A 13,160-nucleotide genomic window follows, 5' to 3' on the forward strand; every position below is an offset into this window, starting at 1 on the left:
GAGGCCCGCCATGGCCCGCAAACGCCTGACCCCCGCCAACCCGCTCTTCCTCGACACGAGCGATGGCGGCAAAACAGAGCCTAACACGCCGCAAAACCGCCCTCCCATCGCCAATGTCGCCGCCGAAAGCGCCTCCACCGCCGCCATAGAGGCCATGGCCAGCGAACTGGCCGAGGCGCGGGAAAGCGGCCGCATGATCCTGCGCATCCCGGTTGATCAGATCGACATGGGCCACCTCGTGCGCGACCGCACCGCCGTGAACGAAGAAGACATGGAGGCGCTCACCACCTCCCTGCAAAAACGCGGCCAGCAAACCCCGATCGAGGTCACGCCCTTGGGTGATGGCCGCTATGGGCTGATCTCCGGCTGGCGGCGCTGCAAGGCCATTGCCCGCCTGCGCGATTGGGAGGTGGGCGATGGCATGGTGCTGGCCCTCGAACGCCGCCCCGAAGGCGCGGCAGAGGCCTATCAGGCCATGGTCGAAGAGAACGAAATCCGCGCGGACCTGAGCTATTTTGAGCGCGCCCGCATTGTGGCCGTTGCGGTGAATCAAGGCGTGTTCGAGACGAAACGCGCGGCTCTACAGGGTCTTTTTGGCACCGCCTCCCGCCCCAAGCGCTCCAAGATTGGCAGCTTCATCACCGTGGTCGAGCATCTAGACGGCCACCTGAAATTTCCCGAAGCCATCGGCGAGCGCCTCGGCCTGCGCCTCTCGCGCCAGCTTGAGAGCTACGAAGACAAGGCCCAGCACCTGCGCGGCGATCTGGTCATGGAGCGGTTTGAAACGTCGGAGGACGAACTCGCCTTCCTCACCGCCTGGGTGTCTGGGTGCGAGGCCGAGGAAGCGGGGGAACAGTCTCTAACCCGCCCTAAAAAGCCCAAACCCCCTCCCCCCTTGGAGACCCGCCCCCGCCCCGACATGCGCCTGCGCTACCACGCAAAGGACAATCGTTTGGAGATCAGCGGCGCAGGCCTGACAGACGCGTTGCGCGAGGAACTGGCGGCGTGGCTGGCTTCGCGGGAAAGCTAAACCACCTCACCACAGGCGCGGAATCAAGGCCGCAGGCCGCCGCGCCCATCGCCGCGCCGGGGGGCGGCCCGTCGATTGGCGCGGCTTGAGCAGAGTGGTTGGGGTGATCGGCCACGCGGTCTGCAAAATTCAACTTCCGCCGCTACCATCGACAGTCACTGAGATTGGTGGATATGGGAAAGTGATGCCGGGAGTCGGCAGTTTCGAAAGCGCATCGACCACCTGATCAATCACGAACAAGTCGGAGCCGGTTGCGAAAAGCTTTGGCGGTCTTTCGGCCTTAAACTCCATGTGCTGTGGAACAAGTTTCGTGAGATTTTGCCAAGCGTTGTTGAACGCGTCCCTGTCCGCAAACGAGAGGTCTTCTTCTAAGGCCTTGGGGATTTGACCTGTCGTCTCCATGCCCCTTAAAACGCGTGTTCCGTGCGCATGATACTCGGAAGCTTCAAACCGAGAAAATCGGTTCATTGGCGAAAAGTGAGAGGCACCCAAGACGTTCGGAAAGCAGAGGCTGGCGAAGCGATAAGGCCGTCGCTGGTTTCCAAAAGAGATTTCTCCATCTTTGACGCCTTCGATGGTTCCGTTCCAATCTCCGATGCTTTCGTGGAGTTCCTCGGAAAGCAGTACGAGGTTGCACGGGTTCTCATAGTATAGAGCAAACGGTTGGACCGCATTGCGTACCACCATTTGTGTCCCATTTTTTAAATGGTCATGCCAATTGGAGTTGTGCGGTGGTGTTGCCACATAGCCGTCCCAGAACTTGGGGTCAAAACTTGGTATTGATCTGGGCCAGTCGAGTGTCACGCCTGTTCGCCCCAGAACGGAGTCGGCCTTATGCGCTTGAAAGTACCTTGCTTGCATATCACGCTCCGGCGCAGAACTCTCTCCCCTTGCCTCCCCAAACGTTTCGCGCGCGAAACACTTTCTTAACCTTTGGGGAGGGAGGCGGATCAGAGCTTAAAACAGTCTCTATTCCGCCCCAAACCCTTACTTCAGCAGGCCCAGAAGGTACTGCCCGTAAGCGGTCTTTTTGAACTTTTCCCCATGGCCCCGCAGGGTCTCGGCGTCGATGAAGCCTTGCGCATAAGCGATCTCTTCCGGGCAGCCGACCTGAAGCCCCTGACGGGTCACCAGTGTCCGCACAAAATTGCCCGCATCCAGGAGGCTGGCATGGGTGCCCGTGTCGAGCCAGGCATAGCCGCGGCCAAGCTGTTGCACGCTGAGCATCCCGTCGTGCAGGTAGGTCTCCAGAAGCGATGTGATCTCAAGCTCGCCCCGCTCTGACGGCTGCACTTTATGGGCGCGTTCCGGGGCGGTGCCGTCAAGGAAATAGAGCCCGGTGACGGCGTAGGAGGAGGGCGGGACTTCGGGTTTTTCGACGATGGCTTTGACGGTGCCATCCTGATCGAAATCCACCACGCCATAGCGTTCCGGATCGGTCACACGGTAGCCGAACACAGACCCACCGGGCGTGTCATTGGCCGCATCCAGCAGTTCCGGAAGGCCATGGCCAAAGAAGATGTTATCCCCCAGAACCATCGCAGACGGCGCGCCATCGAGGAAGTCTTCGGCCAGAATATAAGCCTGCGCCAGACCGTCGGGGGAAGGTTGTTCGATGTAGGTGAATTCCAGCCCCCATTGCGAACCATCGCCAAGGGTGCGTTTGAACTGCTCCTGATCCTGCGGGGTGGTGATGATCGCAATCTCGCGGATGCCGGAGAGCATCAACACGCTCAGCGGATAGTAGATCATCGGCTTGTCATAGATCGGCATCAGCTGCTTGGAGACGCCGGTGGTGATGGGGTGAAGGCGGGTGCCGGAGCCCCCTGCGAGGACAATGCCTTTGCGTTGTGTCATGATACCAATTCAGTCACAGTTTCGGCCAATGCGGCCTTCCAATCGGGGGGTGAAATGCCGAAATCCGCGGTCAGGGACTCGCAGTTCAGGCGGGAGTTCAGAGGGCGGGCTGCAGGGGTGGGATAGTCGCTTGAGGGGATGCCCGTCACAGCCACTTCTTTGCCTGCGAGGGCAAATGTTTCGCGCGCGAAACAGGCCCAGCTTGCGGGGGGCTGTCCGCCGTAGTGGTAAACACCACCGCCCTGCCCGCTCATCATTTTTTCAGCAATTGTCAGGCAGGCCTCGGCGATGCCCGACGCGGGGGTTGGGCCGCCGATCTGGTCATCAACCACGTTCAAAGCGTCGCGGGTTTCCGCAAGGCGCAGCATGGTTTTGACGAAGTTATTGCCATGGGCGGAAAAAACCCACGACGTGCGCAGGATCGTGGCCTGTGCAGCGGTGCCGAGAATGCCCTGCTCGCCGGCCAGTTTGCTGCGGCCGTAAGCGCCCAGAGGCGCAACCGGATCGGAGGGCTGCCACGGGGTCTCACCGGAGCCGTCAAAGACGTAATCGGTGGAGATATGGATGAAAGGGATGCCCAAACCCGCGCAGGCCCGCGCCATGGCCGTGGGCGCATCCCCGTTGATCACGGTGGCCAGCGCCTCTTCCTCTTCGGCCTTGTCGACGGCGGTATAGGCGGCGGCGTTGATCACGGCTTTGGGTTGATGCTGACGGATCGCTTCGGCGCAGGCGGCGGGGTTGCTCAGGTCGGCCTGATCGCGCCCGAGGAAGACAGCCTCAGGCGCGCGGCGCGCCAGTTCGGAGGCCACCTGCCCGGTTTTGCCGAAGACAAGGATCATGCCTTGACCCCGAGCCGCTCACCCACGCCGTGGCGGGCTTGCAGCGCTTTCCACCAGTCTTCGTTATTGAGATACCACTGCACCGTGCGGCGCAGCCCCTCTTCGACGGTCACAGAGGGGCGCCAGCCCAGTTCGCTGCGAATGCGGGACGGGTCAATCGCATAGCGCGCGTCATGGCCGGGGCGATCGGTGACAAAGGTGATCTGCTCGGCGTAAGCCTTGCCATCGGCGCGCGGGCTGAGCTCATCAAGCAATTCACACAGGGTCTGAACCAGCTCCAGATTGCTGCGCTCGTTCTCGCCGCCGATGTTGTAGGAGCGGCCCAGCTGACCACGGGCGACCACGGTCAGCAAAGCGTCGGCGTGGTCCTCGACATAGAGCCAATCCCGCACGTTGGAGCCATCGCCGTAGATCGGCAGCGGCTTGCCCGCGAGCGCGTTGAGGATGACCACGGGGATAAGCTTTTCCGGGAAGTGGAAAGGGCCGTAGTTGTTCGAGCAGTTGGTCAGCACCACCGGCAGCCCGTAGGTCTCGGCCCATGCGCGGACCAGATGGTCCGAGGAGGCTTTGGAGGCGGAATAGGGGCTGCGCGGATCGTAGGGCGTGTCTTCGGTGAACATCACGGAAGGATCAGCGGGCAGGGAGCCGAAGACCTCATCGGTGGAGATGTGGTGAAAGCGGAAATCCTCGGGCTTGCCTGCATTGGTCCAATAGGTGCGGGCGGCCTCGAGCATGTTGTAGGTGCCGGTGATGTTGGTCTCGATGAAATCGCCGGGGCCGTCGATGGAGCGGTCCACGTGGCTTTCGGCGGCAAGGTGCATCACCGCATCGGGCTTGTGCTCGGCAAAGACCGCATCGAGCGCGGCGCGGTCGCGGATGTCGGCCTGCACAAAGACATAGCCGGGCAGATCGGCGACACTCGCCACGTTTTCAAGGCAGGCGGCGTAGGTCAGCGCGTCGAGGTTCACCACCTCATGGCCGCGCGCCATGGCCAGACGCACAACCGCCGAGCCGATAAAGCCGGCACCGCCGGTCACAAGAAGTTTCATGTGTTTATCCTTGGTCATCCGGAAACGGAATTAGCAGTGTTGAAGGGGAGCGCTGACAGAGGTTCGCGCCCGGCCTCGAGGGCGGGCCATGCAGCTTGCGCCGACATCTCTTCAAAGCATCCACGTCGCAACCCGTAGCAGCGTTCCGCCACTTCGCGCCCGCCGTCGAACCAAAGGTTCGCCTCCGGCGAAACGGGGGCGAGGCCGGGCGCGAACCGGATCGCAAGCGATCCGGGGGCCTTGTTTCGAGGTAGGGGCTTTGGTTCCATCATGCTAGATCTCAAAGGGGCTGTCGAAATCCGCGAGGGAGACGGCCTTTTCGTCTTTCTCCGACAGGGTGGGCGTGCCGGTCAGCGGCCAGTCGATGCCGCAGCTGTCCCAGTGGACGGAGCCGTCCGCCTCGGGCGCGTAGCCGTGGGAGCATTTGTAGATGATTTCCGTCATCGGCTCGAGCGTGACAAAGCCATGCAGGAACCCTTCGGGAATCAGGAGTTGGCGGCCATTGTCAAAGCTCAGTTCCGCACCCACCCATTGGCCGTAGGTCGGGCTGCCGCGCCGGACGTCCACGGCCACGTCAAACAGGCGCCCGCGTCCGCAGCGAACAAGTTTCGCCTGGGCGTGTGGCGGCGCCTGGAAGTGCAGGCCCCGCAGGGTGCCGACCTGTTCGGACATCGAATGGTTATCTTGCACAAAATCAATGTCATAGCCTGCTGCGCGCATGCGGTCCGCGTTCCAGCTTTCGCAGAAGAAGCCACGATTGTCGCCGAAGCGTTTGGGGGTCAGGAAGACCAGGCCATCAATTGCCGTGGTTTCGATTTCCATGGGGTCCGCAATCCTTTTTTCGGGTCAATCCGGGGGGCCTGAGGCGCGGCGCCAACCTGAGGGTTTCGCCGCCATTTGACAAGGGAGGTGTTTCATGACCTTTGCGCGCTGTGGACAGGGCGCACGGGCAGAGGTCAGAAGGGCCATGACATTGAGCAAAAAGCAGCGGGCGGGGCGGCTGGTGGCGGTGGTTGTCACCTACAACCGGCTGGCGCAATTGCAGGTGACTTTGCCGCGTTTGCTGGAGAGTGCCGAGGGCGATCTGGAGGCGGTGATCGTGGTCGACAACGCCTCGAGCGACGGCACCGGGGAATGGCTGGACGGGCAGGATGCGCCGCGGCTCGATGTGTTGCGCCTTGAGGCAAATCTGGGCGGGGCAGGCGGGTTCGAGACCGGCATGCGCGCCGCTGTGGACCGCTATGATCCCGATTGGGTGGTGGTCATGGATGATGACGCGCGGCCCGAGCCGGGCGTGTTGGCGCGGTTTCAGGCCGAGGATCGCAGCGGGGCAGAGGCCTGGGCGGCGGCGGTCTATCATCTCGATGGGCGCATCTGTGATATGAACCGCCCGTCGATCAATCCGTTCTGGCACCGCGATGTGCTCTGGCGGACGATTTCGGGCAAGGGGCGTGACGGGTTTCACATCGGCAAGGCCGAGTATGAGGGGACCGCCCCGGTGGCCATTGATGGCACGTCTTTTGTCGGCTTCTTTGTCTCGCGCGCGGGGATGCGGCTCGCGGGTTATCCCGATGGCTCGCTCTTTATCTACGGCGATGACGTGCTCTATACGCTGGGTTTGACGCGGGCGGGGGGGCGGATCCTGTTCGACCCGACCCTGCGGTTCGAGCATGATTTCTCCACCATGACCGATGGCGATCAGCGGTTCCGGCCCTTGTGGAAGAGCTATTACCACTACCGCAACCTGCTGATGGTCTACCGCATGGCGTCAGGCAAACTGTTCCCGCTGGTGCTGCTGGCCGCCTCCGGCAAGTGGCTTTTGAAGGTGCGCTATCATGGCGGCGAGCGGCTGGCCTTTACCGGGCTGGTGCTCAGGGCGCTGCGTGACGGGCTGCTCAGCCGCACCGATGTGCCCCACGCGCAGGTGCTGGAGTGGGCGAAGGGCAGGCGCTGAGGCGCTGCCCCTTGCGCTCCGTTACCGGTTGTTGAGCAGATCGCGGTGGTGCCGGCCCAGCAGCAGAACGCCGAAAAACAGCGTGATCAGGCCAAAGAGCGCAGGATAGGCGAGCATCACGTAATCGGCCTTGTAGGTCTGGTAGAACCCGGTCCGCATCCAGCCGGTTATATGCATGAGCGGGTTGTACCACAAAAAGCCCTGAACGCTTGGCGGCAGGTTTTCATAGAGAAAGATCACCCCCGAGGCGATCACCAGAGGCCGGTTGAGAATGCCCCAGATCTGTCCCCAGACGGGGAACAGGCCAAACAGGACGCAATTGACCGTGCCGACACCCGCCCCGATGAGGATGGCGAGGCCCATGGCGACCAGAACGGGGGACAGGTCGAGCAGGACGCGGGCCTCGGTTGCGGTGAGAATCGTGAACAGCACGATCAGCGTCACAAGCATCCCGGTCAGCGCGTTCAGCAGGAGGCGCGCGACAATGGCATCAACCCATGTGACCGCGGGATATTGCAGCAACGGCCTGGAGAAGATGATCGCATTGGTCGTCATGTTGGAGACGTTCAGGTACAAAAGGAACGGCATGAAGCCGGTGGCGTAGAACAGGATGAAGTTGTTGCCGAGCGGCGGATTGCGGATCAGCAGCGAAAACGCCAGCGCCATGACCACGATCACGCCGATCGGTTCCAGGATGGCCCAGAGATAGCCGCCCGGCGAGTTGCCATAGCGTGTGGCCATTTCCCGCAGAATCAGAGCCGAAATCGAGCGGAAACTGCCAAAGGACCGCCGGGGCAGGGGTTTGGGTCTTTGCGGGGCGGTCAGCGGCGGCAGCTGCGTCATGGGTGCATCCGTATTGGCTTCATCCGACCAATATGTAAAAGTCGCGCACAAATCAAAACAGCTTATTGTTGATCCACATGAATGATGCAGCACAGGGCGGTGGGGCGAATGCGCCGGGGCCCGTGGTTGCCGCGCCGAAGCCGGTCCCGGCCGGTCAGGCCACAGGTCCAAATCAACCGCACCCGAATCCCCCCAAGGCCCCCGGCGAGCAGCAGGAGCCCAAGAAAAAGTGGCAGCCGCCACCGGTGCGTGAAATGGCCGGTCCGGCGCGCATGAAGCGGCGCCACTGGGGGTTGATCGTCTCCTTTGGCCTGATGGTCATCGCGCCGCTGATGCTGGTGCTTTTGTACATGTGGCTGGTGGCCGAGGATCAATACGCCTCCACCGTCGGGTTCACCGTGCGGCAGGAAGAGGATGGCGGCGCCTCGGCGGTGCTGGGCGGGCTGGCGCAGCTGGCGGGCTCCAGCACCTCTTCGGACAGTGATATTCTCTACGAGTTCATTCTCAGCCAGGCACTGGTGCGCACCATCGACGAAAAGGTCGGCCTGAAGGGGCATTACAGCGCCTATTGGGACGATGACCCGGTGTTTGCGCTCAGCCCGGAGGCCACCATCGAGGACCTGCAGGAATACTGGGAGCGCATCGTGCGCATTTCCTATGATCAGGGCTCTGGTCTGATGGATGTGCGGGTGCTGGCCTTTGACCCGGACAAGGCACAGGCCATTGCCCGGCAGATCATCCTTGAAGGGCAGGCGATGATCAACGCGCTGAACGAGCAGGCGCGCGAGGACGCCATGCGCTATGCGGAGGTGGAGCTGGACGAGGCGGTGGCCCGCCTCAAGGAGGCGCGCGAGGCGCTGACCAATTTCCGCACGCGCACCACCATCGTGGATCCGGGGGCTGACCTTCAGGGGCGCATGGGGGTGATGAACGGGCTGCAGCAGCAGCTCGCCACGGCGCTTATCGAATATGATCTTCTGCGCGAGCAGACCAACGAGGACGATCCGCGCATCACCCAGGTGCGCCGCCGCATCGATGCCATCCGCAACCGCATCGACGAAGAGCGGCAGGCCTTTACCTCGGACACCACCACCAACAGCACCGACGGCGAGGATTACCCGACCTTGATCGCCGAATACGAAGGGCTTGTGGTGGACCGGGAGTTTGCCGAGGAAAGCTATCGCGCCTCGCTGGCGGCGGTGGATGTGGCGCGGGCCAAGGCCTCGCGGCAGAGCCGCTATCTGGCGACCTACGTGCAGCCCACCCGGGCCGAAAGCAGCGAGTACCCGCAGCGCCTGACGATTTCGCTGCTGGCGGGGATTTTCCTGCTGCTGCTGTGGTCGATCTGCGCGCTGGTCTACTACTCGATCCGCGATCGTCGGTAAGGGGTAGGATGGACGCCATGTTTCGTGATCCCGGGCCCGCGTCATGATCCGCTTTGACAACCTGAGCAAAAGCTTCTGGGTGCGCGGCGAGCGCAAGGTGGTGATCGACCACCTCAACAGCACCCTGCCGACCGGCAAGTCGCTGGGCCTTCTGGGGCGCAACGGGGCGGGCAAGTCGACCTTGATGTCGATCATCGCGGGCAACCTGCGCCCGGACACCGGCGAGGTGTTCTCGGACGGGACCATTTCCTGGCCCGTAGGCTTTGCCGGCTCGTTCCATGGTCAGCTGACCGGCGCGGAGAACGTGCGGTTCATTGCGCGGATTTATGGTGTGGATTCCGATGAGCTGGTGGATTTCGTCGCGGATTTCGCCGAACTGGGCAAACATTTCCACATGCCGGTGCGCAGCTATTCTTCGGGCATGCGCTCGCGTCTGGCCTTTGGCGCCTCCATGGGCATTCGCTTTGACACCTACCTGGTGGATGAGGCGACCTCGGTGGGCGATGCCGCGTTCCGCTGGAAGAGCCAGCGCTATTTTGCCGATCGGGTGAAGAACGCCAGCGCCATTCTCGTCTCGCACGACATGTCGCAGATGCGCGACTTCTGTGATGCCGGGGTGCTGTTGTCGGAGGGCAAGCTGACCTATTTCGAGGACATCGACGAGGCGATCGAAGCGCATCTGACATTGATCCGGGACCGGTAAGCGCGGCGGGGTGCTTGCCGCTGCGGCCCGCTTGAAACGCAAGCCGCGCTCCGCCATAAGGCGTGAACCTGGGACGCCCGCGTTCAGGAGTGATGATGAGATCAGAAGTCGATGCGCCAGCGTAAAACTCTTTTTATCCACGTGGGCCACTACAAGACCGGCACCACCGCGCTTCAGGTCTTCTTGGGCAACAATGCCCGCAAGCTGCGCCGCCACGGGCTCGATTACACCGATCTGTGCCAGCATCATCAAAAGCACTCGATGTACGCCTTTGCGCTTTATCGCGCCGCCCGCGTGAAGACCCTGATGCATGGCTATAACAACCCCACGGACCCCGAAACGCTCTGGGGGCGGCTGTTCGAGGCGGTAGAGGCCAGCGCCTCGGACCGGGTGATGATCAGCACCGAGGAGTTCATGCGGCTGGGGGCCTATCCGGCGGCGGCGGAGCGGCTGGGGGCCATCATCGACGGCGTGCGCGATCAGCTTGATTTTCGCATCATCGCCTATCTGCGCAGCCCCGATGCCCATCTGCGCTCGTGGTACAACCAGATGGTCAAGATGGGGGCCACAACCGGCGATTATAACCACGCGGTGCAGCAGGGCATGGAGCCGGTGCACAGCGATTATGCCCTCGCGTTGAAGCCCTGGGTCGAGATTTTCGGGGCAGAGGCGGTGATCGTGCGGCCCTACCACGAAAAGATGCGCGAGAACGGCGGGTTGTTCCGGGATTTCCTGCCGCTGCTGGGGTTCGACTATGACAAGCCGCCGGGGCTGAGCAGCTGGTCTGCGCCGCAAGAGGACGTGAACCCGCGCATGGACGATCGCCTGCTGGAGCTGTCGCGGGCGCTGAAGCTGGCGGAGGTGCCAAACAATGTCGCGCCGTGGGTCGTGAAGCGGGCCGGGGAGATGCTGGAGCGGCAGGACGCGGAGATCGCCAGCGGCGCGCAGAGCTTTGAGGCGGTGATCCGGACCGTGGAGCAGGGGCTCGACGGGCTGGCGGATCTGCCGGGCTCGGCGGTGGACATCGCCGCTTTCAAGGCGGATCTGCCCCGTGCGGAGGTGCCGTGGCGCGCGGAGCTGGGGCTGGTGCTGGCCACGCTCCTGCGCGAACAGAACCTGCAGCGCGAGAGCATCCACAAACGTATGGTCGAGCTGCGCGACCGGGTTGCGGCGCTGGAAGCGCGGCTTGAAGGGCGGGACAGCTGACGGTGCGCATCCTCTATTATAACTGGGTCGATTATCTCGACGAGGAGCGCCGCGGCGGCGGCGTGTCGGTCTATCAGCGCAACCTGATGCGGGCGCTGGCGGGCGAGCCGGATGTCGAGGCCAGTTTCCTGTTCTCCGGTGTGTCCTACGATTTCCCGCGCGGCGGGGCGCCGCGTTGGGAGACGGTGCGGCACGGGCCGGATCAGGACAGGGCGCGGCGCTTCGAGATCGTCAATTCGGGCGTGCTCGCCCCGGCGCATCATGGCTTTGGCAATGAGGCGCAGGTCTCGGACGAAGACACCGAAGCGGCTTTTGTGGATTTCATCGACAAGACCGGCCCCTATGACGTGATCCATTTCAACACGCTCGAAGGGCTGCCCGCCAAGGTGCTGGAGCGCTGCCGCCTCTGGCCGCAGATGCGGGTGATCCTGTCCTTGCACAACTACTATCCGTTCTGCCCGCAGGTGAACCTGTGGCACCAGGAACGTGAGACCTGCGCCGATTTTGGCGAGGGGCGCAAATGCGTGCATTGCCTGCCGCATGTACACGATCCGCGCCATATGCGCCTGTCGGGGGGCCTTGGGTACAAGCTGCGGCTGATGGGGCTGACGCCGGGGACATGGGCCTTTGACCAGGCCTATCGCTGGACCATGCGGATCGGCGGGCGCGCCTCGCGGCTTCTGCGCAAAATCAAGGGGCAGGGCGCGCGGCGTCTGCGCCGGGGCGGCAAACCGGGGCAGCTGCGCCCCATGGCCCCGCCGGATGGTGCGCCCTTTGCCGCGCGGCGGGCCGAGATCGTGCGGCTGATCAATGAACACTGTCATGTGGTGCTGGGGGTGTCGGACGCGGTCTGTGATCTGGCGCGGCGCTTTGGCGTGAGCGAGAGCCTTGTGCACACCAGCTATATCGGCACCCGCGAGGCCTCGGCCTGGCATGAGACAAAACCGCGGATCTTCCCGATTGCCTCGGATGGCACGCTGCGGCTGGCCTATTTGGGCTATATGCGGCGCGACAAGGGGTTTTACTTCCTGCTGAACGCGCTTGAGACCATGCCGCGCGAGCTGGCCGGGCGGCTCAGGCTCGAAGTGGCGGCCAGGCGCAGCGATCGGGCCACCATGGACCGGCTGTCCGAGCTGTCGGGGCGGCTGGCGGGGCTGACCCATGCGGATGGCTATTCCCATGACGATCTCGACAGGCTGCTGGCGCAGGTGGACGTGGGGCTGATCCCGGTGCTCTGGCATGACAACCTGCCGCAAGTGGCGATCGAGATGCACGCGCGCCATATCCCGCTGCTCTGTTCCGACATGGGCGGGGCGCAGGAGCTGGGCAACTCAGCGCAGATGAGCTTTGCCGCCGGGGACGTGGCCTCGTTCCATGATCGTATTCGCGCGCTTTTGCATGGGGAGGTCGACATGGACGCCTATTGGCAGGGCGCGCGCGCGCCCGTGGAGATGCAGACGCACCTTGCGGATCTTATGGCACATTATCGCGCGCCGGTTACGGAACCGGTTGCCTCTGGCGCGGCTTTTGCCAATTAAAGGCCAAAGCGCACCAACAGGAGACGACCCCGCATGATCAAGCCCGCAGGCGCAGGAGAGGGACAGACCCTCAAGGGCACGCTCTTTGTGGTGACCTATGGCCGGTCCGGTTCGACGTTGCTGCAAAGTCTGTTGCAGACCATTCCCGGCGCGTGCCTGCGCGGTGAGAATGGCGGGGCGCTGCAGGGATTGTTCCAATCGGCGACGCCGCTGCGCCGCGCCCATGGCGAACACGGGCTTCAGGCGCAGCCTGCCGATCATCCCTGGCACGGCATGGCCGAGATCGACGTGAGCGCCTATGAGCGGCGTCTGGCGCATGTGTTCATGGAAGAGATCCTGCGCCCGCCGGAAGGCGCGCGCTGGGTTGGCTTCAAGGAGGTGCGCTATCTGCAGATGGGCGCGAACCTGCCGCAGTTCCTGAATTTCTGCCGCCGGGTGTTTCACAACCCGTTTTTCGTGTTCAACTCGCGCAATCATGGCGATGTGTGCAAATCGAAATGGTGGGCCGATCATCCCGAGGCGGTGATCCGCCCGCAGCTTGAGCGCGCCGACGAGATTTTCACGCGCTTCTCCACCAACCACCCGCGCATTGCCCATCACGTGCAATACGAAGAGCTGGTGGCCGATCCCGAGATTCTGAGGCCTTTGTTCGAGAAGCTGGGCGAGCCCTATGACGCGGGTGCGGTGGCGCAGATCATGGGCAAGCGGCTGACGCACTGAGGGGGCGCCGGGCGCGAACGCGCTAGGGCCCTGACC

General features: G+C 63.1%; 13 protein-coding genes. 7 read left to right on the forward strand and 6 right to left on the reverse strand.

Annotated elements, in window-relative coordinates:
• The first annotated feature begins 10 nt into the window (after positions 1-10).
• Positions 11-1,030, forward strand: a complete 1,020-nt coding sequence (locus tag E4662_RS23795) for a ParB/RepB/Spo0J family partition protein (RefSeq protein ID WP_168798082.1) — start codon at positions 11-13, stop codon at positions 1,028-1,030.
• A 129-nt stretch (positions 1,031-1,159) separates the two neighbouring features.
• On the opposite strand, the gene E4662_RS23800 is transcribed toward E4662_RS23795, so the two are convergent.
• From E4662_RS23800 to rfbC, 5 genes are all read right to left on the reverse strand, one after another.
• Positions 1,160-1,834, reverse strand: coding sequence for a hypothetical protein (locus E4662_RS23800; protein WP_136444143.1), 675 nt, complete (start codon positions 1,832-1,834; stop codon positions 1,160-1,162).
• A 183-nt stretch (positions 1,835-2,017) separates the two neighbouring features.
• Entirely contained in the window at positions 2,018-2,887 is an 870-nt protein-coding gene (rfbA, locus tag E4662_RS23805) for a glucose-1-phosphate thymidylyltransferase RfbA (RefSeq protein WP_136444144.1), read from the reverse strand.
• Positions 2,884-3,726 (reverse strand): dTDP-4-dehydrorhamnose reductase, encoded by an 843-nt coding sequence (gene rfbD / locus E4662_RS23810; RefSeq protein ID WP_136444145.1) that lies wholly within the window; start codon positions 3,724-3,726, stop codon positions 2,884-2,886. The genes rfbA and rfbD overlap by 4 nt, the downstream gene beginning before the upstream one ends.
• Positions 3,723-4,775 (reverse strand): dTDP-glucose 4,6-dehydratase, encoded by a 1,053-nt coding sequence (rfbB, locus tag E4662_RS23815; protein ID WP_136444146.1) that lies wholly within the window; start codon positions 4,773-4,775, stop codon positions 3,723-3,725. Before rfbB ends, rfbD begins: the two co-directional genes overlap by 4 nt.
• A 273-nt stretch (positions 4,776-5,048) precedes the next feature.
• Positions 5,049-5,597, reverse strand: coding sequence for a dTDP-4-dehydrorhamnose 3,5-epimerase (rfbC, locus tag E4662_RS23820; RefSeq protein ID WP_136444147.1), 549 nt, complete (start codon positions 5,595-5,597; stop codon positions 5,049-5,051).
• A gap of 145 nt (positions 5,598-5,742) precedes the next feature.
• Between rfbC and E4662_RS23825 the strand changes: the two genes are divergently transcribed.
• Positions 5,743-6,729 carry a glycosyltransferase gene (locus E4662_RS23825; protein ID WP_240705312.1) on the forward strand — a complete coding sequence of 329 codons (987 nt, stop codon included), beginning with the start codon at positions 5,743-5,745 and terminating at the stop codon, positions 6,727-6,729.
• 21 nt (positions 6,730-6,750) lie between these two features.
• Here E4662_RS23825 and E4662_RS23830 read toward each other — a convergent pair whose 3' ends face one another.
• Positions 6,751-7,572, reverse strand: coding sequence for an ABC transporter permease (locus E4662_RS23830; protein WP_136444149.1), 822 nt, complete (start codon positions 7,570-7,572; stop codon positions 6,751-6,753).
• Positions 7,573-7,649: 77 nt separating this feature from the next.
• On the opposite strand from E4662_RS23830, the gene E4662_RS23835 reads away from it, so the two are divergent.
• The 5 genes from E4662_RS23835 to E4662_RS23855 all read left to right on the forward strand — a co-directional run bounded on the left by E4662_RS23835 (position 7,650) and on the right by E4662_RS23855 (position 13,124).
• Entirely contained in the window at positions 7,650-8,957 is a 1,308-nt protein-coding gene (locus tag E4662_RS23835) for a KpsE/RkpR family capsule polysaccharide export protein (RefSeq protein WP_136444150.1), read from the forward strand.
• Positions 8,958-9,000: 43 nt separating this feature from the next.
• A complete protein-coding gene (locus tag E4662_RS23840) occupies positions 9,001-9,660 on the forward strand; it encodes an ABC transporter ATP-binding protein (protein WP_136444151.1) in 660 nt (219 codons plus the stop codon).
• Positions 9,661-9,771: 111 nt separating this feature from the next.
• Complete coding sequence (locus E4662_RS23845) at positions 9,772-10,866, forward strand: hypothetical protein (protein ID WP_136444152.1); 1,095 nt, start codon at positions 9,772-9,774, stop codon at positions 10,864-10,866.
• Between the two features lie 2 nt (positions 10,867-10,868).
• The gene (locus E4662_RS23850; RefSeq protein WP_136444153.1) at positions 10,869-12,404 is read left to right on the forward strand and encodes a glycosyltransferase; all 1,536 of its coding nucleotides are present in this window, start codon (positions 10,869-10,871) and stop codon (positions 12,402-12,404) included.
• 33 nt (positions 12,405-12,437) lie between these two features.
• Positions 12,438-13,124: a sulfotransferase gene (locus E4662_RS23855; protein ID WP_136444154.1), complete on the forward strand. Its 687-nt coding sequence runs from the start codon at positions 12,438-12,440 to the stop codon at positions 13,122-13,124.
• Positions 13,125-13,160: the final 36 nt, after the last annotated feature.

Source organism: Pacificoceanicola onchidii (assembly GCF_004804335.1).
In the GTDB taxonomy this organism is placed as follows: Bacteria; Pseudomonadota; Alphaproteobacteria; order Rhodobacterales; family Rhodobacteraceae; genus Pacificoceanicola; species Pacificoceanicola onchidii.